The sequence below is a fragment of the Geodermatophilus sp. SYSU D00766 genome (assembly GCF_054049915.1).
The window spans coordinates 48,661-67,805 of the sequence record NZ_JBJGYI010000003.1 but is presented as its reverse complement, the minus strand read 5'-3'; the positions used below and the strand labels follow the sequence as shown (position 1 = coordinate 67,805).

33 protein-coding genes are annotated in these 19,145 nt (G+C 71.8%); 32 read left to right on the top strand and 1 reads right to left on the bottom strand.

Features of this window, described 5'->3' with window-relative positions; translation table 11 throughout:
* The first annotated feature begins 1 nt into the window (after position 1).
* The 32 genes from rplC to truA all read left to right on the top strand — a co-directional run bounded on the left by rplC (position 2) and on the right by truA (position 18,452).
* Positions 2–667 (top strand): 50S ribosomal protein L3, encoded by a 666-nt coding sequence (gene rplC / locus ACI8AD_RS03895; RefSeq protein ID WP_089402106.1) that lies wholly within the window; start codon positions 2–4, stop codon positions 665–667.
* The gene (gene rplD / locus ACI8AD_RS03890) at positions 664–1,512 is read left to right on the top strand and encodes a 50S ribosomal protein L4 (protein ID WP_456869229.1); all 849 of its coding nucleotides are present in this window, start codon (positions 664–666) and stop codon (positions 1,510–1,512) included. The genes rplC and rplD overlap by 4 nt, the downstream gene beginning before the upstream one ends.
* Positions 1,509–1,811 carry a 50S ribosomal protein L23 gene (gene rplW / locus ACI8AD_RS03885; protein ID WP_456869228.1) on the top strand — a complete coding sequence of 101 codons (303 nt, stop codon included), beginning with the start codon at positions 1,509–1,511 and terminating at the stop codon, positions 1,809–1,811. Before rplD ends, rplW begins: the two co-directional genes overlap by 4 nt.
* Positions 1,812–1,855: 44 nt before the next feature.
* The gene (gene rplB, locus ACI8AD_RS03880) at positions 1,856–2,689 is read left to right on the top strand and encodes a 50S ribosomal protein L2 (RefSeq protein WP_089402108.1); all 834 of its coding nucleotides are present in this window, start codon (positions 1,856–1,858) and stop codon (positions 2,687–2,689) included.
* A 23-nt stretch (positions 2,690–2,712) separates the two neighbouring features.
* Positions 2,713–2,994, top strand: coding sequence for a 30S ribosomal protein S19 (gene rpsS, locus ACI8AD_RS03875; RefSeq protein ID WP_089402109.1), 282 nt, complete (start codon positions 2,713–2,715; stop codon positions 2,992–2,994).
* A gap of 28 nt (positions 2,995–3,022) precedes the next feature.
* Positions 3,023–3,514, top strand: a complete 492-nt coding sequence (gene rplV, locus ACI8AD_RS03870) for a 50S ribosomal protein L22 (RefSeq protein WP_089402110.1) — start codon at positions 3,023–3,025, stop codon at positions 3,512–3,514.
* Positions 3,514–4,434 carry a 30S ribosomal protein S3 gene (rpsC, locus tag ACI8AD_RS03865; protein ID WP_456869227.1) on the top strand — a complete coding sequence of 307 codons (921 nt, stop codon included), beginning with the start codon at positions 3,514–3,516 and terminating at the stop codon, positions 4,432–4,434. The genes rplV and rpsC overlap by 1 nt, the downstream gene beginning before the upstream one ends.
* 3 nt (positions 4,435–4,437) lie before the next feature.
* Positions 4,438–4,854, top strand: coding sequence for a 50S ribosomal protein L16 (rplP, locus tag ACI8AD_RS03860; RefSeq protein WP_456869226.1), 417 nt, complete (start codon positions 4,438–4,440; stop codon positions 4,852–4,854).
* The gene (gene rpmC, locus ACI8AD_RS03855) at positions 4,854–5,087 is read left to right on the top strand and encodes a 50S ribosomal protein L29 (protein ID WP_073421354.1); all 234 of its coding nucleotides are present in this window, start codon (positions 4,854–4,856) and stop codon (positions 5,085–5,087) included. The genes rplP and rpmC overlap by 1 nt, the downstream gene beginning before the upstream one ends.
* On the top strand, positions 5,084–5,383 hold the full coding sequence (gene rpsQ, locus ACI8AD_RS03850; protein WP_456869225.1) for a 30S ribosomal protein S17: 300 nt from the start codon (positions 5,084–5,086) through the stop codon (positions 5,381–5,383). Before rpmC ends, rpsQ begins: the two co-directional genes overlap by 4 nt.
* A 219-nt stretch (positions 5,384–5,602) precedes the next feature.
* Positions 5,603–5,971 (top strand): 50S ribosomal protein L14, encoded by a 369-nt coding sequence (gene rplN, locus ACI8AD_RS03845; RefSeq protein WP_072919076.1) that lies wholly within the window; start codon positions 5,603–5,605, stop codon positions 5,969–5,971.
* Positions 5,972–5,973: 2 nt separating this feature from the next.
* Positions 5,974–6,333, top strand: a complete 360-nt coding sequence (gene rplX / locus ACI8AD_RS03840) for a 50S ribosomal protein L24 (RefSeq protein WP_425432444.1) — start codon at positions 5,974–5,976, stop codon at positions 6,331–6,333.
* Positions 6,334–6,335: 2 nt separating this feature from the next.
* Positions 6,336–6,920 carry a 50S ribosomal protein L5 gene (rplE, locus tag ACI8AD_RS03835; protein ID WP_456869224.1) on the top strand — a complete coding sequence of 195 codons (585 nt, stop codon included), beginning with the start codon at positions 6,336–6,338 and terminating at the stop codon, positions 6,918–6,920.
* 22 nt (positions 6,921–6,942) lie between these two features.
* Complete coding sequence (locus ACI8AD_RS03830; RefSeq protein ID WP_012950469.1) at positions 6,943–7,128, top strand: type Z 30S ribosomal protein S14; 186 nt, start codon at positions 6,943–6,945, stop codon at positions 7,126–7,128.
* Positions 7,129–7,276: 148 nt separating this feature from the next.
* Positions 7,277–7,681: a 30S ribosomal protein S8 gene (rpsH, locus tag ACI8AD_RS03825; RefSeq protein ID WP_456869223.1), complete on the top strand. Its 405-nt coding sequence runs from the start codon at positions 7,277–7,279 to the stop codon at positions 7,679–7,681.
* A gap of 14 nt (positions 7,682–7,695) precedes the next feature.
* Positions 7,696–8,235, top strand: coding sequence for a 50S ribosomal protein L6 (gene rplF / locus ACI8AD_RS03820; RefSeq protein WP_456869222.1), 540 nt, complete (start codon positions 7,696–7,698; stop codon positions 8,233–8,235).
* The gene (rplR, locus tag ACI8AD_RS03815; RefSeq protein ID WP_456869221.1) at positions 8,235–8,657 is read left to right on the top strand and encodes a 50S ribosomal protein L18; all 423 of its coding nucleotides are present in this window, start codon (positions 8,235–8,237) and stop codon (positions 8,655–8,657) included. The genes rplF and rplR overlap by 1 nt, the downstream gene beginning before the upstream one ends.
* Before the next feature lie 64 nt (positions 8,658–8,721).
* Positions 8,722–9,336, top strand: a complete 615-nt coding sequence (rpsE, locus tag ACI8AD_RS03810) for a 30S ribosomal protein S5 (protein WP_026857030.1) — start codon at positions 8,722–8,724, stop codon at positions 9,334–9,336.
* A 1-nt stretch (position 9,337) separates the two neighbouring features.
* Entirely contained in the window at positions 9,338–9,517 is a 180-nt protein-coding gene (gene rpmD, locus ACI8AD_RS03805) for a 50S ribosomal protein L30 (RefSeq protein WP_089402117.1), read from the top strand.
* Positions 9,518–9,530: 13 nt separating this feature from the next.
* On the top strand, positions 9,531–9,974 hold the full coding sequence (gene rplO, locus ACI8AD_RS03800; protein WP_456869220.1) for a 50S ribosomal protein L15: 444 nt from the start codon (positions 9,531–9,533) through the stop codon (positions 9,972–9,974).
* A 182-nt stretch (positions 9,975–10,156) separates the two neighbouring features.
* The gene (gene secY, locus ACI8AD_RS03795) at positions 10,157–11,467 is read left to right on the top strand and encodes a preprotein translocase subunit SecY (protein WP_456869219.1); all 1,311 of its coding nucleotides are present in this window, start codon (positions 10,157–10,159) and stop codon (positions 11,465–11,467) included.
* Positions 11,467–12,066, top strand: coding sequence for an adenylate kinase (locus tag ACI8AD_RS03790; RefSeq protein WP_456869218.1), 600 nt, complete (start codon positions 11,467–11,469; stop codon positions 12,064–12,066). Before secY ends, ACI8AD_RS03790 begins: the two co-directional genes overlap by 1 nt.
* Positions 12,067–12,135: 69 nt before the next feature.
* Positions 12,136–12,939, top strand: coding sequence for a type I methionyl aminopeptidase (map, locus tag ACI8AD_RS03785; protein ID WP_456869217.1), 804 nt, complete (start codon positions 12,136–12,138; stop codon positions 12,937–12,939).
* A gap of 255 nt (positions 12,940–13,194) precedes the next feature.
* Positions 13,195–13,416 carry a translation initiation factor IF-1 gene (gene infA / locus ACI8AD_RS03780; protein ID WP_012950459.1) on the top strand — a complete coding sequence of 74 codons (222 nt, stop codon included), beginning with the start codon at positions 13,195–13,197 and terminating at the stop codon, positions 13,414–13,416.
* A 73-nt stretch (positions 13,417–13,489) separates the two neighbouring features.
* Positions 13,490–13,603, top strand: a complete 114-nt coding sequence (gene rpmJ, locus ACI8AD_RS03775) for a 50S ribosomal protein L36 (RefSeq protein WP_012950458.1) — start codon at positions 13,490–13,492, stop codon at positions 13,601–13,603.
* Between the two features lie 15 nt (positions 13,604–13,618).
* Positions 13,619–13,999: a 30S ribosomal protein S13 gene (gene rpsM, locus ACI8AD_RS03770; RefSeq protein WP_089402121.1), complete on the top strand. Its 381-nt coding sequence runs from the start codon at positions 13,619–13,621 to the stop codon at positions 13,997–13,999.
* A 96-nt stretch (positions 14,000–14,095) separates the two neighbouring features.
* Positions 14,096–14,503 (top strand): 30S ribosomal protein S11, encoded by a 408-nt coding sequence (rpsK, locus tag ACI8AD_RS03765; RefSeq protein ID WP_012950456.1) that lies wholly within the window; start codon positions 14,096–14,098, stop codon positions 14,501–14,503.
* Positions 14,504–14,538: 35 nt separating this feature from the next.
* Complete coding sequence (gene rpsD / locus ACI8AD_RS03760; RefSeq protein WP_089402122.1) at positions 14,539–15,165, top strand: 30S ribosomal protein S4; 627 nt, start codon at positions 14,539–14,541, stop codon at positions 15,163–15,165.
* A 130-nt stretch (positions 15,166–15,295) separates the two neighbouring features.
* Positions 15,296–16,372 carry a DNA-directed RNA polymerase subunit alpha gene (locus ACI8AD_RS03755; RefSeq protein ID WP_456869216.1) on the top strand — a complete coding sequence of 359 codons (1,077 nt, stop codon included), beginning with the start codon at positions 15,296–15,298 and terminating at the stop codon, positions 16,370–16,372.
* Between the two features lie 151 nt (positions 16,373–16,523).
* Entirely contained in the window at positions 16,524–17,216 is a 693-nt protein-coding gene (rplQ, locus tag ACI8AD_RS03750) for a 50S ribosomal protein L17 (RefSeq protein ID WP_456869215.1), read from the top strand.
* On the top strand, positions 17,213–17,596 hold the full coding sequence (locus tag ACI8AD_RS03745) for a hypothetical protein (RefSeq protein WP_456869214.1): 384 nt from the start codon (positions 17,213–17,215) through the stop codon (positions 17,594–17,596). The genes rplQ and ACI8AD_RS03745 overlap by 4 nt, the downstream gene beginning before the upstream one ends.
* A 7-nt stretch (positions 17,597–17,603) precedes the next feature.
* Positions 17,604–18,452, top strand: coding sequence for a tRNA pseudouridine(38-40) synthase TruA (gene truA, locus ACI8AD_RS03740; RefSeq protein ID WP_456869426.1), 849 nt, complete (start codon positions 17,604–17,606; stop codon positions 18,450–18,452).
* A gap of 1 nt (position 18,453) precedes the next feature.
* On the opposite strand, the gene ACI8AD_RS03735 is transcribed toward truA, so the two are convergent.
* Positions 18,454–19,116, bottom strand: a complete 663-nt coding sequence (locus ACI8AD_RS03735) for an NAD(P)-binding oxidoreductase (RefSeq protein WP_456869213.1) — start codon at positions 19,114–19,116, stop codon at positions 18,454–18,456.
* Positions 19,117–19,145 lie beyond the last annotated feature (29 nt).

Genomic DNA, 19,145 nt, shown 5'->3' with positions numbered 1-19,145 from the left:
CATGGCGAGTACGTTCCGCGGGCTCCTCGGCGAGAAGCTGGGGATGACCCAGGTCTTCGACGAGAACAACCGCATCGTGCCGGTGACCGTCGTCAAGGCGGGCCCCAACGTGGTGACGCAGGTGCGCACCCCCGAGGTCGACGGCTACTCGGCCGTCCAGCTCGGCTTCGGCGAGATCGACCCCCGCAAGGTGAACAAGCCCGAGGGCGGCCACTTCGCGAAGGCCGGCGTCACGCCGCGCCGCCACCTCGTGGAGCTGCGCACCGAGGACGCCGCGCAGTACACGGTCGGCCAGGAGCTGACCGCCGAGGTGTTCGAGGGCGTCGCCAAGGTCGACGTCATCGGCACGAGCAAGGGCAAGGGCACCGCCGGTGTCATGAAGCGTCACGGCTTCCGGGGCCTGGGTGCCGCGCACGGCACGCAGCGCAAGCACCGGTCGCCGGGCTCCATCGGTGGCGCCTCGACCCCCGGCCGCGTCTTCAAGGGCCTGCGCATGGCCGGCCGCATGGGCGCGGTCAAGACCACCACGCTCTCGCTCGTCGTCCACAAGGTCGACGCCGAGCGCGGCCTGATCCTGATCAAGGGTGCCGTCCCCGGCCCGAAGGGTGGGCTCGTGCTCGTCCGCTCGGCCGTCAAGGGCGGTCCCGTGGGGAGTGACAACCAGTGACCCGCTCGACCGTGACCGAGGGCGCGCGCGCCGACCGCCAGGTCGACGTCCGCACGCCGGCCGGGGAGACCGCCGGCAGCGTGACGCTGCCCGGTGACCTCTTCGACGCGTCGGCCAACGTCTCGCTGCTGCACCAGGTGGTGGTGGCCCAGCTCGCCGCCGCCCGCCAGGGCACGCACGCGACCAAGACGCGTGGCGACGTCAGCGGCGGTGGCGTCAAGCCCTACCGCCAGAAGGGCACCGGCCGCGCCCGCCAGGGCTCGATCCGTGCCCCGCAGTTCTCCGGCGGTGGCACCGTCCACGGCCCGCAGCCGCGCGACTACTCGCAGCGCACGCCCAAGAAGATGAAGGCCGCCGCCCTGCGCGGTGCCCTCTCCGACCGGGCGCGCGAGGGCCGCGTGCACGTCGTCACCACCTTCGTCGACGGGGACGCCCCCAAGACCAAGGCCGCGCTGGCCACGCTCGACGCCGTCAGCACCGCCAAGCGGGTGCTCGTGGTCCTCGACCGCGACGACGTCCTCAACTGGGTGAGCCTGCGCAACGAGCCGCGCGTGCACCTGATCGAGGCCGGCCAGCTCAACACCTACGACGTGCTGGTCAGCGACGAGGTCGTCTTCACCGAGACCGCGCTCGCCGAGTTCGTGGCCGGTCCGCACGGCGGTGACCGCGTCTCGCTGGCCAAGCCGGACCTGACGACGCCGGACATCCCCGGCGCCATCCCGTCCGTGCAGCCGGCCCGCGGCCAGGGCACCACCGACCTGGACATCGCCGGCGACACCGCCGCTGACGACGCCGCTGACGACGCCGACGTCGTGACCGACACCGCCACCGAGGAGACCAAGTGAGCGTCCGCGACCCCCGGGACGTCCTGCTGACGCCGGTCATCTCGGAGAAGAGCTACGGGCTGCTGGACGACAACCAGTACACGTTCGTGGTCCTCCCCGAGGCGAACAAGACGCAGATCAAGATCGCCGTCGAGCAGGTCTTCAACGTGAAGGTCCTGTCCGTCAACACGATCAACCGCCAGGGCAAGCGCAAGCGCAGCCGCGGCGGACGCATGGGCAAGCGCAAGGACACCAAGCGCGCCATCGTCTCCGTCGCCCCCGGCGACCGCATCGAGATCTTCGGTGGTCCCGGCGCCTAGGCGCCCGGGCCGTACGGACCAGAGACAGAGGAACTGAGTCAGCAATGGCTATCCGCAAGTACAAGCCGACGACGCCGGGCCGCCGCGGCTCCAGCGTCGCCGACTTCGCCGAGGTCACCCGCGACCATCCCGAGAAGTCGCTGGTCCGGCCGCTGCACGGCCGCGGTGGGCGCAACGTCCACGGGAAGGTGACCGCTCGCCACCAGGGCGGCGGCCACAAGCGCGCCTACCGCCTGATCGACTTCCGCCGGGCGGACAAGGACGGCGTGCCGGCCAAGGTCGCGCACATCGAGTACGACCCGAACCGCACCTCGCGGATCGCGCTCCTGCACTTCGCCGACGGCGAGAAGCGCTACATCATCGCGCCGGCGCGGCTCAAGCAGGGCGACACGGTGGAGTGCGGCCCCTCGGCCGACATCAAGCCCGGCAACAACCTGCCGCTGCGCAACATCCCGGTCGGCACGGTGGTGCACGCCATCGAGCTGCGTCCCGGTGGCGGCGCCAAGATCGCCCGCTCGGCCGGCACCAGCGTCCAGCTGGTCGCCCGTGAGGGCCGTTTCGCCCAGCTGCGCATGCCGTCGGGCGAGATCCGCAACGTCGACGTGCGCTGCCGCGCCACCGTCGGCGAGGTGGGCAACGCCGAGCAGTCGAACATCAACTGGGGCAAGGCCGGCCGCATGCGGTGGAAGGGCAAGCGCCCGACCGTCCGCGGTGTCGCCATGAACCCCGTGGACCACCCGCACGGTGGTGGTGAGGGCAAGACCTCCGGTGGTCGCCACCCGGTGAACCCGAAGGGCAAGCCCGAGGGCCGCACGCGCAAGCGCAAGGCCAGCGACGCCCTGATCGTGCGCCGTCGCCGCACCAACAAGAAGCGCTGAGCGGGTAGAGGAGTCCGACAGACATGCCACGCAGCCTGAAGAAGGGCCCGTTCGTCGACGACCACCTGCTCAAGAAGGTGGACGCGCAGAACGAGAAGGGCACCAAGACGGTCATCCGGACCTGGTCGCGGCGCTCGACGATCATCCCCGACATGCTCGGCCACACCATCGCCGTGCACGACGGGCGCAAGCACGTGCCGGTGTTCGTGACCGAGGCGATGGTCGGGCACAAGCTCGGCGAGTTCGCCCCCACCCGGACCTTCCGGGGCCACGTGAAGGACGACCGCCGGTCCCGGCGGGGCTGAGCACGGTCCCGGGAGAGAGAGACACGAGATGACTTCCCAGCTGGGAGAGGAGACGCAGGTCGCGCGGGCCACCGCCCGCTTCGTCCGCGTCACCCCGATGAAGGCACGCCGGGTGGTGGACCTCATCCGCTACCTGCCCACCGACGAGGCCCTGGCGCTGCTGCGGTTCGCCCCGCAGTCCGCCAGCGAGCCGGTGGCCAAGGTCGTCGCCAGTGCCGTCGCCAACGCCGAGCACAACCTGCGGCTGGACCCGGCCGCGCTCGTCGTCAGCGCCGCGTTCGTCGACGAGGGCCCCACGCTCAAGCGGATCCGTCCGCGGGCGCAGGGCCGGGCCTACCGCATCAACAAGCGGACCAGCCACATCACCGTCGAGGTGAGCGAGGTCGGCTCCAGCGCCGAGCTCGCCGGCAAGTCCCGCACCGCCCGCCGCCGCACCGGCCAGTCCGGCCCCGCCGTGCAGCAGACCGGCCAGCAGCAGGGCACGCAGCAGCGCGCCAACACGAGGGGAGGGACCCGCTAGTGGGTCAGAAGGTCAACCCGCACGGGTTCCGCCTGGGCATCACCACCGACTACAAGTCCCGGTGGTACGCCGACAAGCTCTACAAGGACTACGTCAAGGAAGACGTGGCCATCCGCAAGCTCATGACCAAGGGCATGGAGCGCGCCGGCATCTCGAAGGTGGAGATCGAGCGCACCCGTGACCGGGTCCGCGTCGACATCCACACCGCCCGGCCGGGCATCGTCATCGGCCGCCGCGGCGCGGAGGCCGACCGCATCCGCGGCGAGCTGGAGAAGCTGACCGGCAAGCAGGTGCAGCTCAACATCCTCGAGGTGAAGAACCCCGAGGCCGACGCCCAGCTGGTGGCGCAGGCCGTGGCCGAGCAGCTGTCGAGCCGGGTGAGCTTCCGCCGCGCGATGCGCAAGGCCATGCAGTCGGCCCAGCGCAGCCCGCAGGTCAAGGGCATCCGGGTGCAGTGCTCCGGGCGCCTCGGCGGCACCGAGATGAGCCGGTCGGAGTTCTACCGCGAGGGGCGCGTGCCGCTGCACACCCTGCGCGCGAACATCGACTACGGCCTGTACGAGGCCCGCACCACCTTCGGCCGCATCGGCGTCAAGGTGTGGATCTACAAGGGCGACGTCAGCGGCTCGCGTGCCGAGCGCGAGGCCCTCGAGGCCCTGGCCGCGCGGCAGCAGCGCCGCGAGCGCCCGCAGCGCCCCCGCCGGTCGGGCTCCAGCGGCACGACCGCCGGTGGCACCGAGGCCGGCCGCGCCGCGGCCGAGTCCTCCGGGGCGCCGGCGACCGGTCCGGACACCGCCGACAGCACCGTGGCCGTGACCTCCGGCGAGGTCGCGCCCGAGACGACCGTTGCCGAGGTCGCGGGTCCCGAGGGCACCGCGGCGGCCGAGGCGACCGCCACCGACACCCAGACGGAGGGCTGACACGTGCTGATCCCCCGGCGCGTCAAGCACCGCAAGCAGCACCACCCCGACCGCACCGGCCGGGCCAAGGGCGGCACCCAGATCAACTTCGGCGAGTACGCCATCCAGGCCCTCGAGCCGGCGTACGTCACGAACCGGCAGATCGAGTCGGCCCGTATCGCCATGACGCGGCACATCCGCCGTGGCGGCAAGGTGTGGATCTCGATCTACCCGGACCGTCCGCTCACCAAGAAGCCGGCCGAGACCCGCATGGGTTCCGGCAAGGGCTCGCCCGAGTGGTGGGTCGCCAACGTGAAGCCCGGCCGGGTGCTCTTCGAGCTCTCCGGTGTGGCCGAGCCGGTGGCCCGCGAGGCCATGCGCCGCGCCATCCACAAGCTGCCCATGAAGTGCCGCTTCATCACGCGTGAAGGAGAGGTGTGATGGCTGCCGGTCTGACCGCTCCGGAGCTGCGCGAGCTCTCGGCCGACGAGCTCGCCACGCGGCTGCGTGAGCACAAGGAAGAGCTGTTCAACCTGAGGTTCCAGGTGGCCACCGGCCAGCTGGACAACAACCGGCGGCTGCAGACCGTCCGCCGCGACATCGCCCGGATCTACACGATCATGCGCGAGCGCGAGCTGGGTCTCTCGGCCGCCCCGAACGAGGGTGTGGCATGAGCGAGCCCGACAACACCGCCGTCGCCAGCGGTCCCGGCCTGGCCGGCCGCGGGTACCGCAAGGTCCGCGAGGGCCTCGTGGTCAGCGACAAGATGGACAAGACCATCGTCGTCGAGGTCGAGGACCGCGTGAAGCACGGCCTCTACGGCAAGGTCATCCGCCGGACCAGCAAGCTGAAGGCCCACGACGAGCAGGGGATCGCCGGCATCGGCGACCGCGTGCAGATCATGGAGACCCGGCCGCTGTCGGCCACCAAGCGGTGGCGACTGGTCGAGGTCGTCGAGAAGGCGAAGTAAGGGGTCCGGGCGTCCCTGTCCTGTGACGGACGGCCCCTCGTGGGACGTCCGGGGACCGGGTACCCTGGACGACTGGCGCCCCTCCGGGTGAGCGCCACATCCCGGTACCCGTGTCGGACGCACCGGCAGCCATCCGCTGCCGGTGCGTCCGCACGTGGGAACCGGACAGCCGGTTCACCGTTCCGGCCCGGCTGTCACCACCGAGATTGGGAGTAGCACGTGATCCAGCAGGAGTCGCGGCTGCGGGTCGCCGACAACACGGGTGCGAAGGAGATCCTCTGCATCCGGGTGCTCGGCGGCTCCGGGCGACGCTACGCGGGCATCGGTGACGTCATCGTGGCGACCGTCAAGGACGCGCTGCCGGGTGCCGGCGTCAAGCGCGGCGACGTCGTCAAGGCCGTCGTGGTCCGCACCGCCAAGGAGCGTCGGCGTCCCGACGGCTCCTACATCCGCTTCGACGAGAACGCCGCGGTGATCATCCGCGACAGCGGCGACCCGCGCGGGACCCGCATCTTCGGCCCCGTGGGCCGCGAGCTGCGCGACAAGCGCTTCATGCGGATCATCTCGCTGGCCCCGGAGGTGCTCTGACCATGGCCGCCACCAAGAAGACCGACACCAAGAAGAAGGCCCCCTCCATGAAGGTCAAGAAGGGCGACACGGTCGTCGTCCTGGCCGGCAAGGACAAGGGCGCGCGGGGCCGGGTCATCGCCGCCTACCCCCAGCTGCAGAAGGTCCTCGTCGAGGGCGTCGGCCGCATCAAGAAGCACACCCGCATCAGCTCCAACCAGCGGGGCGCCCAGCAGGGCGGGATCGTGACCCAGGAGGCTCCCATCCACGTGAGCAACGTGATGGTGATCGACTCCGAGGGGACGCCGACCCGGGTCGGCCACCGCAAGGACGAGGACGGCCGCACCATCCGGGTGTCGCGGCGGACCGGTAAGGACCTCTGACGATGACTGCACCCACCCGCGAGCTCCCGCGCCTGCTGGCGCACTACCGCGAGTCGATCGTGCCGGCCCTCCAGCAGGAGTACGGCTACGAGAACGTCATGCAGATCCCGCGGCTGACGAAGATCGTCGTCAACATGGGCGTCGGCGAGGCCACCCGCGACGCCAAGCTCATGGACGGCGCGGTGCGCGACCTGACCGCCATCACCGGCCAGCGGCCGGCCGTGGTCCGCGCCCGCAAGTCGATCGCCCAGTTCAAGCTGCGCGAGGGCATGCCCATCGGTGCCAAGGTCACCCTCCGCGGCGACCGCATGTGGGAGTTCCTCGACCGGCTCCTGGCGCTGGCCCTGCCCCGCATCCGCGACTTCCGCGGCCTGAACGCCAAGCAGTTCGACGGGCACGGCAACTACACCTTCGGGCTGACCGAGCAGTCGATGTTCCGCGAGATCGACGTCGACAAGATCGACCGTCCGCGGGGCATGGACATCACGCTGGTCACCACCGCGACCAACGACGAGGAGGGTCGCGAGCTGCTGCGCCTCCTGGGCTTCCCGTTCGCCGGCCAGCCCGTCGTCACCACCATCCGCTGAGCCGGGCCGAGGAGACAGACAGATGGCCAAGAAGGCGCTGATCAACAAGGCGGCCCGCAAGCCCAAGTTCGCGGTCCGCGGTTACACCCGCTGCCAGCGGTGCGGTCGACCGCACTCGGTCTTCCGCAAGTTCGGCCTGTGCCGGATCTGCCTGCGGGAGATGGCCCACGCCGGCGAGCTGCCGGGTGTGAGCAAGTCCAGCTGGTGAAGGACCCCGCTGCCCCCCACGCCTCGCACGCTCGGCGCGGGACCCTGCAGCGGGGCCGTTCCAGCACGTCACCACTTATGGATCGCCGAGAGGCCCACGCGAGGGACGCGTGCGGAACCGCGGCGAGAGAGGCACGACACCCATGACGATGACCGACCCGATCGCGGACATGCTCACGCGGCTGCGCAACGCGAACACGGCCTACCACGACTCGGCGCGCATGCCCTCGTCGAAGCTCAAGACGCACATCGCCGAGATCCTCCAGCAGGAGGGCTACATCGCCGGCTGGCGCGTCGACGAGGTCGAGCAGGACGGCACCACCCGCAAGGAGCTGGTGGTCGACCTGAAGTACGGCCCCAACCGCGAGCGCAGCATCGCCGGCGTGCGCCGGGTGTCCAAGCCGGGCCTGCGGGTCTACGCGAAGTCGAACGCCCTGCCGAAGGTGCTCGGCGGCCTCGGGGTGGCCATCATCTCCACCTCCACCGGGCTGCTGACCGACCGGCAGGCGACCAAGAAGGGCGTGGGCGGGGAAGTCCTCGCCTACGTCTGGTAAGAGGAGCGAGCGAGATGTCACGGATCGGACGACTGCCGATTCCGGTGCCGAGCGGCGTGGACGTCGCCATCGACGGGCAGACGGTCAACGTCACGGGCCCCAAGGGCACCCTGTCCCACACCGTCGCCGCGCCGATCACCGTCGCCCGCGGCGAGGACGGCGTCCTGGCCGTCACCCGCCCCGACGACCAGCGCGAGAGCAAGGCCCTGCACGGCCTGTCCCGCACCCTGATCGCCAACATGATCACCGGTGTCACCGAGGGCTACACCAAGACCCTCGAGATCGTCGGCGTGGGCTACCGCGTGCAGGCCCGGGGGACCGACCTCGAGTTCGCCCTCGGCTACAGCCACCCGGTCCCCGTGCGGGCCCCGGAGGGCATCAGCTTCACGGTCGAGTCGCCCACGCGCCTGCGCGTCACCGGCATCGACAAGCAGCAGGTCGGCCAGGTGGCCGCCAACATCCGCAAGCTGCGCCGGCCTGACCCGTACAAGGGCAAGGGCGTCCGCTACCAGGGCGAGGTCGTCAAGCGCAAGGTCGGGAAGACGGGTAAGTGATGGCACAGACCAGTTCACAGAGCGGGGCGAAGGTGGCCCGGGCGCACGCGCCCGTCGGCACCGACATCAGCACGCGCCGCCGCGTCTCGCGGCTGCGCCGCCACAACCGGCTGCGCAAGCGGGTCGGCGGCACCGCCGAGCGGCCGCGCATGGTGGTCAACCGCAGCTCGCGGCACATCCACGTCCAGGTCGTCGACGACACCGTCGGCCGTACCCTGGTGAGTGCCTCGACGCTGGACGCCAGCCTCCGCGGCGCCGAGGGCGACAAGTCCGCCCTGGCCCGCCGGGTCGGCGCCCTGGTCGCCGAGCGCGCCCAGGCCGCGGGCATCACCAAGGTCGTCTTCGACCGCGGCGGCAACCGCTACCAGGGCCGCATCGCCGCGCTGGCCGACGGCGCACGTGAGGGCGGGCTGGACTTCTGATGAAGAGCCTGACCCCGAAGGCGGCCGGTGCCCCGGCCGACGAGCAGATCGAGAGGGACGTCTGATGCCAGGACCACAGCGACGCGGCGGCGGCGCCGGCGGCGGCAACGACCGCCGCGACCGTCGTGACGGCGGGCGGGGGCCCGGTGGCGCACCCGCCGAGAAGAGCAACTACATCGAGCGCGTGGTGGCCATCAACCGCGTCTCGAAGGTCGTCAAGGGCGGCCGGCGCTTCAGCTTCACCGCGCTGGTGATCGTCGGCGACGGCGACGGCACCGTGGGTGTCGGCTACGGCAAGGCCAAGGAGGTGCCCGCGGCGATCGCCAAGGGCGTCGAGGAGGCCAAGAAGCACTTCTACAAGGTGCCGCGCATCGCCAGCACCATCCCGCACCCGGTGCAGGGTGAGGCGGCGGCCGGCGTCGTGCTGCTCAAGCCGGCCAGCCCCGGTACCGGTGTCATCGCCGGTGGTCCGGTGCGCGCCGTCCTGGAGTGCGCCGGCATCCACGACGTGCTGTCCAAGAGCCTCGGCTCGTCGAACCCGATCAACATCGTGCACGCCACCATGCAGGCGCTGAAGGACCTCGTCCGCCCCGAGGAGATCGCCGCCCGTCGTGGGCTGCCCCTCGAGGACGTCGCCCCGGCCGCCATGCTGCGGGCGCGTGCCGGTCAGGGGGTCTGACATGGCGCAGCTGAAGGTCACCCAGGTCCGGTCGGCGATCGGCACGAAGCCCAACCAGCGGCAGACGCTGCGCTCGCTGGGCCTCAAGCGGATCAACGACACGGTCGTGCAGGAGGACCGTCCCGAGATCCGCGGGATGGTCGCCGCGGTGACGCACCTCGTCGCCGTCGAAGAGATCTGAGCAGGGACCCCTCATGACCATCAAGATCCACCACCTGCGTCCGGCCCCGGGCGCCCACACCCCCAAGACGCGCGTCGGCCGTGGTGAGGGCTCCAAGGGCAAGACCGCCGGTCGCGGCACCAAGGGCACCGGCGCGCGCGGCAACACCTCCGCGCGCTTCGAGGGCGGTCAGACGCCGCTGCACATGCGGCTGCCCAAGATGTCCGGCTTCAAGAACCCGAACAAGGTCGTGTTCCAGGTCGTCAACCTCGACCGGATCGCGGCCCTGTTCCCCCAGGGCGGGCACGTCGACCCCGACACGCTCGCCGACGCCGGCGCGGTCCGCCGCGGCCGGCCGGTGAAGGTCCTCGGCACCGGTGAGCTGGGCGGCGTCCAGGTCACCGTGCACGCGCACGCCTTCTCCGCCTCCGCCGCGGAGAAGATCGCCGCCGCCGGGGGCAGCACCACCCGCATCTGAACGACGGACGACCCCCGGGGCCGCACCACCAGCCCCGGGGGTCGTCTGCTGTTCCCCGCCCGTCCTCCCGACGGGCCGGCCGCCGCCTCGCTGCAGCGCCCCCGCCGCGGACTCCCGCGTGGTGGGGCGCAGGGCGGCCCTCCGTCGTTGCTAACCTCGTCCGACCGATAAGGGGAGGGCACGTGCTGCAGGCGTTCGCCGCGGCGTTCCGGACGCCAGACCTCCGGCGAAAGTTGCTGTTCTCCCTGGCGATCATCGCCGTGTACCGGCTCGGTGCCGCCGTCCCGGGGCCGGGCGTCTCGGTGGAGGCGATCAACAGCTGTCTCGAGCAGGCGCAGGCCGGCAGTCAGCGCGACGTCTACTCGCTGGTGAACCTGTTCTCCGGTGGGGCGCTGCTGCGGCTGTCGATCTTCGCGCTCGGGATCATGCCGTACATCACCGCCAGCATCATCGTGCAGCTGCTGGTGGTGGTCATCCCGCGGTTCGAGCAGCTGAAGAAGGAAGGGCAGTCGGGGCAGCAGAAGCTGACCCAGTACACCCGCTACCTCACGATCGCCCTGGCGGTGCTGCAGAGCACCGGCATCATCGCCCTGGCCCGCAGCGGCCAGCTCTTCCCGGGCTGCCAGCAGGACATCATCCCGTCGGAGAGCGTCTGGACGACGGTCGTCCTGGTCATCACGCTGACCGCCGGTACCGCCGTGATCATGTGGCTCGGCGAGCTGCTCACCGAGAAGGGGATCGGCAACGGCATGTCCGTGCTGATCTTCACCTCGATCGCCGCGCGCATCCCGGCCGAGGGCGGTTCGATCCTGCAGACCCGCGGCGGCGTCGTCTTCGCCGTCGTCTGCGCGTTCGCGCTGCTGATCATCGGCGCGGTGGTCTACGTCGAACAGGCGCAACGGCGCATCCCGGTCCAGTACGCCAAGCGCATGGTCGGCCGCCGGATGTACGGCGGGACGTCGACCTACCTGCCGCTGAAGGTCAACCAGGCCGGCGTCATCCCGGTCATCTTCGCCTCGTCGCTGCTCTACCTGCCGCAGCTGATCACCCAGCTGCAGGGCGACGAGACCGGCCCGGTGCGCCAGTTCTTCGAGAACTACGTCATCGACCAGAGCAACGCGGTGCACGTGGCCCTGTACTTCGGCCTGATCGTGTTCTTCACGTACTTCTACGTGTCGATCACCTTCAACCCCGAGGAGCGGGCCGACGACATGAAGCGCTACGGCGGCTTCATCCCCGGCATCCGCCCCGGCCGACCCACGGCCGAGTACCTGCAGTACGTGCTGTCCCGGATCACCCTGCCCGGGTCGATCTACCTCGGTATCGTCGCGGTGCTGCCCAACTTCTTCCTGTCGATCACCCAGCAGGGGGCGAACCAGAACTTCCCGTTCGGCGGGACGGCAGTGCTGATCATGGTGGGAGTGGGCTTGGAGACGGTCAAGCAGATCGAGACGCAGCTCAACCAGCGCAACTACGAAGGGTTCCTGAAGTAGTGCGCATCGTGCTGCTCGGCCCTCCGGGAGCCGGCAAGGGGACCCAGGCGCAGATCATCGCCGGCGAGCTCGGCGTGCCGGCGATCTCCACCGGCGACATCTTCCGCGCCAACGTCAGCGGCCAGACGGAGCTGGGGCTCGAGGCCAAGGTCTACATGGACGCCGGCGACCTCGTCCCCGACGAGATCACCGTCGCCATGGTCAAGGACCGGCTGGCCGAGCCCGACGCCAAGGCGGGCTTCCTGCTCGACGGCTTCCCCCGCACCATCGCCCAGGCCGAGCAGCTGCGCGGCTCGCTCGACGAGCTCGGCCACCACCTCGACCGCGTGATCGAGCTCGTCGTCGAGGAGGAGGAGCTGGTGCGCCGGCTCTCCGGCCGGCGGATGCTCGTCGGCGGGGAGTGGGTGCAGCGCGACGACGACCGGCCCGAGACCGTCCGGCACCGGCTGGAGGTCTACCGGGAACAGACCGCACCGCTGTCGGGGTTCTACGACGGCGAGGGGCTGCTGTCGCGCATCGACGCGATCGGCACCATCGAGGAGGTCACCGCGCGCGTGATGACCGCACTCGGGCAGCCCGGACGGTCTGACCACAGCTGAGGGGCGGCGCCGCGCATGTCGGCCGGGATCCTGACCCGCCTCCCGCTGCTGGCGAAGTGGAGTGGACGCATGATCCAGATCAAGACGCCGCAGGAGATCGAGCTCATGCGCGGCGCCGGCCTCGTCGTCGCGAGGGCGATCGGCGCCGTGCGCGCCGCCGTCCGGCCGGGCGTGACCACCGGTGAGCTCGACGCCATCGCCGAGGACACCATCCGGTCGGCCGGGGCGGTTCCCTCGTTCCTGGGCTACCACGGCTTCACCGGCAGCATCTGCGCCTCGATCAACGACGAGGTCGTGCACGGCATCCCGGACCCGGGGCGGGTGCTCGCCGAGGGCGACAACATCTCCATCGACTGCGGTGCCATCCTCGACGGCTGGCACGGGGACTCCGCCGTCACCGTGACGGTCGGCCCGCCGTCGGCCGAGGACGCCGCGCTCATCGCCGTCACCGAGCGGAGCATGTGGGCGGGGCTGGCCCGGGCGGTCGCCGGCGGCCGGCTCACCGACATCAGCGCCGCCGTCGAGCAGGCGATCACCGCGGAGTCGCACCCCTACGGCATCGTCGACCACTACGGCGGCCACGGGATCGGCACCGAGATGCACCAGGACCCGCACGTCCTCAACTACGGCCGGCCCGGTCGCGGTCCCCGGCTGGTGCCCGGCCTGGCGCTCGCCATCGAGCCGATGGTGACCGTGGGCGACCCCGCCACCGTCGAGCTCGACGACGGCTGGACCGTGGTCACCAAGGACGGGTCACGGGCCGCGCACTTCGAGCACACCGTCGCCATCACCCCCGAGGGGCCCTGGGTCCTGACGGCGGAGGACGGCGGCGTCGCGGGGCTGGCCCCCTTCGGGATCACGCCCCGCACCTGAGGGAGGACCCTCCGCCGGGTCTCCGCTGTGACCGAGGCCGGGTTGGAGCGGTCCGTCGCAGCGGGGTACAGTGAACGACGGCGTTCGCGCCGCTCTGTCGTCGTGCTGTGGCCGCACGGCGCGGGGCGCCCTCGCGAGAGCGCCTGCACCACCTGGTCTGCAACCACCGCGCGCGACCTGCCGGCCCCGGCATGGTCGCACGCGACTCCAGCACCACACCACCAGCACCACCGAGTCAGGGAGGCCGTGTCGGGCATGGCGAAGAAGGACGGGGCCATCGAGGTCGAGGGTCGCGTCGTCGAGCCGCTGCCCAACGCGATGTTCCGGGTCGAGCTGCAGAACGGGCACCGGGTGCTCGCCCACATCAGCGGCAAGATGCGCCAGCACTACATCCGCATCCTGCCGGAGGACCGCGTCGTCGTGGAGCTCTCGCCCTACGACCTGACACGCGGTCGCATCGTCTACCGCTACAAGTGACCGCCGCCGACGCGGGGCACCTCCCGGTGCCGTGCGGGCGGCCATCGATCGACAGGAATGAGGGGCGGCACAGGTGAAGGTCCAGCCGTCGGTGAAGAAGATCTGCGACAAGTGCAAGGTGATCCGCCGGCACGGCCGGGTCATGGTCATCTGCGACAACGCCCGCCACAAGCAGCGGCAGGGCTGAGGGAGTACCTGAGACATGGCACGACTGGCCGGCGTCGACCTGCCCCGCGAGAAGCGGATGGAGATCGCGCTCACCTACATCTACGGGATCGGCAAGGCGCACGCCAAGGAGACCCTGGCGGCGACCGGTGTCAGCCCGGACCTGCGCGTCAAGGACCTCGGCGACGAGGACCTGCTGAAGCTGCGCGACTACATCGACGAGCACTTCCGCGTCGAGGGTGACCTCCGCCGCGAGGTGGCCGCGGACATCCGCCGCAAGATCGAGATCGGCGCCTACCAGGGTCTGCGGCACCGCCGCGGCCTGCCGGTGCACGGTCAGCGCACCCGCACCAACGCGCGCTCGAGCAAGGGCCCGCGCAAGACCATCGCCGGCAAGAAGAAGGCCGGCAAGAAGTAAGGCCGTCAGCGCGCCGTCGCAGCGACCCGTGAGGGCGGGAGCGACGGCGCGCGACGTGCTGCACCTGGCCACTGATCAGAAGGAAACCGGAGAGAGATGCCTCCCAGGGCTCGTGCCGCGGCCGGCGCCAAGAAGGTCCGCCGCAAGGAGAAGAAGAACGTCGCCCACGGCGCCGCGCACATCAAGAGCACGTTCAACAACACGATCGTGTCGATCACCGACCCGACCGGCAACGTGATCAGCTGGGCCTCCGCCGGCCACGTGGGCTTCAAGGGCTCGCGCAAGTCGACGCCGTTCGCCGCCCAGATGGCCGCCGAGAACGCCGCGCGCAAGGCCCAGGAGCACGGCATGCGCAAGGTCGACGTCTTCGTGAAGGGCCCCGGCTCCGGCCGTGAGACGGCGATCCGCTCGCTGCAGGCCACCGGCCTCGAGGTCGGGCAGATCCAGGACGTGACCCCGCAGCCGCACAACGGCTGCCGCCCCAAGAAGCGCCGCCGGGTCTGACCGGCCACTGACGAGACGAACGAGGAGTACCTGACGTGGCCCGTTACGCCGGAGCCGACTGCCGGATGTGCCGGCGCGAGAAGATGAAGCTGTTCCTCAAGGGCAGCAAGTGCGAGTCCCCGAAGTGCCCGATCGAGATCCGGCCCTACCCGCCGGGCGAGCACGGCCGGGGCCGCAGCAAGGACAGCGAGTACCTCCTGCAGCTGCGCGAGAAGCAGAAGGCCCGCCGCATCTACGGCGTCCTCGAGAAGCAGTTCCGCGGCTACTACGAGGAGGCCAACCGCAAGACCGGCAAGACCGGGGAGGTCCTGCTGCAGATCCTCGAGTCCCGCCTGGACAACGTCGTGTACCGGGCCGGCTGGGGCGAGAGCCGCGACATGGCCCGCCAGCTGGTCAAGCACGGCCACATCCGGGTCAACGGCCGCAAGGTCGACATCCCGTCCTACCGGGTGAGCGCGAACGACATCATCGAGGTCGCCGAGAAGTCGCGGCGGATGGTGCCCTTCGAGATCGCCCAGGCCCGCGCCGGCGAGCGGCCCGTGCCGCCGTGGCTGGAGGTCATCAGCGGCCAGCTGCGCGCCGTCGTCCACAGCGTCCCGGCCCGCCAGGTGATCGACACCCCGGTCCAGGAGCAGCTGATCGTCGAGCTCTACTCCAAGTAAGGGCTCGCAGCACCACCAGCACGACAGCACCACCCGGCCCCGGCGGGCGGACCGATGTCCGCCGGGGCCTGCACCACCCCCCTCACGGCGTCATATGGCGGGCGCCGGAGGACAGTGAAGGAGATCCACCGTGCTCATCGCACAGCGACCCACGCTGACCGAGGAGACCCTCACCGAGCAGCGCTCGCGGTTCGTCATCGAGCCGCTGGAGCCCGGCTTCGGCTACACCCTCGGCAACTCCCTGCGCCGCACCCTCCTGTCGTCGATCCCCGGTGCTGCCGTGACCAGCATCCGGATCGAGGGCACCCTGCACGAGTTCACGACCGTGCCCGGGGTCAAGGAGGACGTCACCGAGATCATCCTCAACCTCAAGGGCCTGGTCGTCAGCTCCGACTCCGACGAGCCGGTGACCATGTACCTGCGCAAGCAGGGCCCCGGTGAGGTCACCGCCGCCGACATCGCGCCCCCGGCCGGTGTCGAGGTGCACAACCCCGACCTGCACATCGCCACCCTCAACGGCAAGGGCCGGCTGGAGATCGAGCTCGTCGTCGAGCGCGGCCGCGGCTACGTGCCCGCCCCGCAGAACAAGCAGCCCGGCCAGGAGATCGGCCGCATCCCGGTCGACTCGATCTACTCGCCGGTCCTCAAGGTCACCTACGCCGTCGAGGCCACCCGCGTCGAGCAGCGCACCGACTTCGACCGCCTCGTCGTCGACGTCGAGACCAAGCCGTCGATCGCCCCGCGCGACGCCATCGCCTCCGCCGGCTCCACGCTGGTCGAGCTGTTCGGCCTGCTGCGCGAGCTGAACGTCGACGCCGAGGGCATCGAGGTCGGCCCCAGCCCGGCCGAGGCCGCCGACATCGCCAACTTCTCGATGCCGATCGAGGACATGGACCTCACCGTCCGGTCCTACAACTGCCTCAAGCGCGAGGGCGTGCACACCGTCGGCGAGCTCGTCACCCGCTCCGAGGCCGACCTGCTCGACATCCGCAACTTCGGGGCCAAGTCGATCGACGAGGTCAAGATGAAGCTGGCGGCCATGGGCCTCGCGCTCAAGGACAGCCCGCCCGGGTTCATCCCGACCTCCGTCGAGAGCTACGACGAGGGCTACGAGACCGACGCCTACCACGGCACCAGCGAGTACGGCACCGAGTACGGGCAGGTCCAGTACGACGACGGCTCCTACCAGGAGACCGAGCAGCTCTGACGCTGCACCGGCCGGGCGGCGCGGGGTACCCCACCGCCCGGCCGAGGGCTCCCCGGCCACCACACCGGGCCCCGCCACACCGAGCACGAACGCACAGCAGCACCTGGACGCAGCCGGCAGCGCCCGCCCGGCCGCCTGAGGAAGGACCGACATGCCCACCCCCACCAAGGGCCCCCGTCTCGGCGGGTCCCCCTCGCACGAGCGGCTGATGCTGGCCAACCTGGCCACCTCGCTGTTCGAGCACGGGCGGATCACCACCACCGAGGCCAAGGCCAAGCGGCTGCGTCCGTTCGCCGAGAAGCTGGTGACCTTCGCCAAGCGCGGTGACCTGCACGCCCGCCGTCAGGTCATGACGGTCATCCGGGACAAGGACGTCGTCCACCACCTGTTCGCCGAGATCGGCCCCCGCTTCGAGAACCGGCCGGGCGGCTACACCCGCATCACCAAGGTCGGCCCGCGCAAGGGCGACAACGCGCCCATGGCCGTCATCGAGCTGGTCGAGGCGCTGACCGTCGCGCAGCAGGCCGTCGGCGAGGCCGAGCGCGCCCGCGGCACCCGCTTCGCCTCCGGTGCCGGCGCGGCGTCGGCCTCCGGTGAGGTCACCGCCGACGCCATCGAGGCCGCCGACGCCGACACCCCGAGCGCCGACGCGGACACCACCGAGGAGTCGGACACCCTCGCGTCGGAGAACGAGGCCGTGGCTGCCGCCGAGGGCGGGGCCGAGGCCACCGACGCCGACGACGCGGCCACCGCCGACGCCACCGAGACCGTCGCCGCCGACGCCGAGACTCCCGGCGACGCCGAGACCCCGGGCGACGGCGCGGCCCCCGGCGGCACCCGGTGACCAGCGCGGAGCGCCCCGGCGAGGGCGGCAACGCCGGCGCCGTCGGCGTCCCCGCCAGCGGCGGTGACCAGGGCGCGACGTTCGCCGGCGAGACCACCGGCCCCGGGGGCGACACCTCCCCGGCCGTGACCGCCGGCGAGGTCGACCCCGAGGCGCAGCAGGTCGTCACCGACGTGTTCAGCCCCGACGGCGACCGCCAGGACGACAGCGACGTCCGGCCGGAGCCGCAGCGGGAGAACGCCGCGGTCGTCGACGACCCGACGCTGCCGCCGGACGTGGCCCGCGCGGCCGCCGCGGAGATCGAGGCCGCCGAGCTGGGCGACGCGGCCACCTCCGGCACGCTCTCGCCGGGCGGCGAGTCCGCGCCCGACCCCCGGTGAGCGCTCGCTGAGCAGCCACCACCCGACGGACGAGCCCGCCACCGACACCGGTGGCGGGCTCGTCCGTCTCCGCCTCGACCTCGCCTACGACGGCACCGGCTTCTCCGGCTGGGCCCGCCAGCCCGGGCGGCGCACCGTGCAGGCCGAGCTCGAGGCCGGCCTGACGACGGTGCTGCGCACGCCGGTGCACCTGACCGTCGCCGGCCGCACCGACACCGGCGTGCACGCGACCGGGCAGGTCGCCCACGCCGACGTGCCGCGGGACGCGTGGGTCGCGCAGGCCGGGCGCCTGGTCCGCCGGCTGCGCGGCGTCCTGCCGCCCGACGTCGCCGTCCGCGCCGTCACCGAGGCGCCGCCGGGCTTCGACGCCCGCTTCGCCGCGCTGGCCCGGCACTACGCCTACCGCCTCACCGACGCCGACGGCGGCCCGTCGCCGCTGCGCCGGGCCGACACGGTGGGCTGGCCGCGGCGCCTCGACGCCGGTGCCATGGACGTGGCCGCCGCGCTGCTGCTCGGCCGGCACGACTTCGCCGCGTTCTGCCGTCGCCGCGAGGGCGCGACCACCATCCGCACGCTCCTGGCGCTGGGCGTGGCCCGCGACGGCGACGTGGTGACCGTCGAGGCCTCCGCCGACGCCTTCTGCCACTCGATGGTGCGCAGCCTCGTGGGGGCGCTGCTCGCCGTCGGTGAGGGCCGCCGCGAGCCCGGGTGGCCGGCCGCCCTGCTGACCCGGGCCCGGCGCGCCGACGAGGTCGCCGTCGCCCCGCCCGGCGGGCTGACGCTGCTGCGCGTCGACTACCCGGCCGACGCCGACCTGGCGGCCCGCGTGCAGGTCACCCGCGCGCTGCGCAGCTGAGTCACGGCAGCGCCGCGACGGCCTCCTCGATCGGCGTCGAGCCGCCGACGAGCTCGACCACCTCGTCGGTCTTCCCGGAGTCGAGCAGTGCGACCAGGACGGCGGCGACGTCGTCGCGCGGGACGTCGCCGGGCTCGACGCCGTGGTCGAGGGTGACCCGCCCGGTGCCGGGGTCGTCGGTGAGCCGTCCCGGCCGCAGGATCACCGTGTCCAGCGCGGTGCGCGGCAGGATCACGTCCTCGGCGCGCAGCTTGGCCTGCAGGTAGGTGGCGAAGACGGGGTCCATGCCCTTCGGCGTCCCCTGCCGGGCCTGCTCGACGCCCATCGAGGACACCAGCAGGTAGCGGCGGACGCCGGCGCGCTCGGCGGCGTCGGCGAGCAGCACCGCGGCGGCGTGGTCGACGGTGTGCTTGCGGGCCGCGCCGCTGCCCGGGCCGGCGCCCGCGGCGAAGACGACGGCGTCGGCTCCCCGCACGGCCTCGGCGACCTCGTCGACCGAGGCGGACTCGAGGTCCAGGACGGCCGGCGTGACGCCGTCGGACTCCAGGTCGGCGGCGTGGTCGGGGTTGCGGACGATCCCGACCACGGTGTCCCCGCGGCCGCTCAGCAGCCGGCCGAGGCGGCGGGCGACCTGTCCGTGGGCACCGGCGATGGCGACGCGCATGGCGCCGTCCTACCACCCTCCGGCGGGCG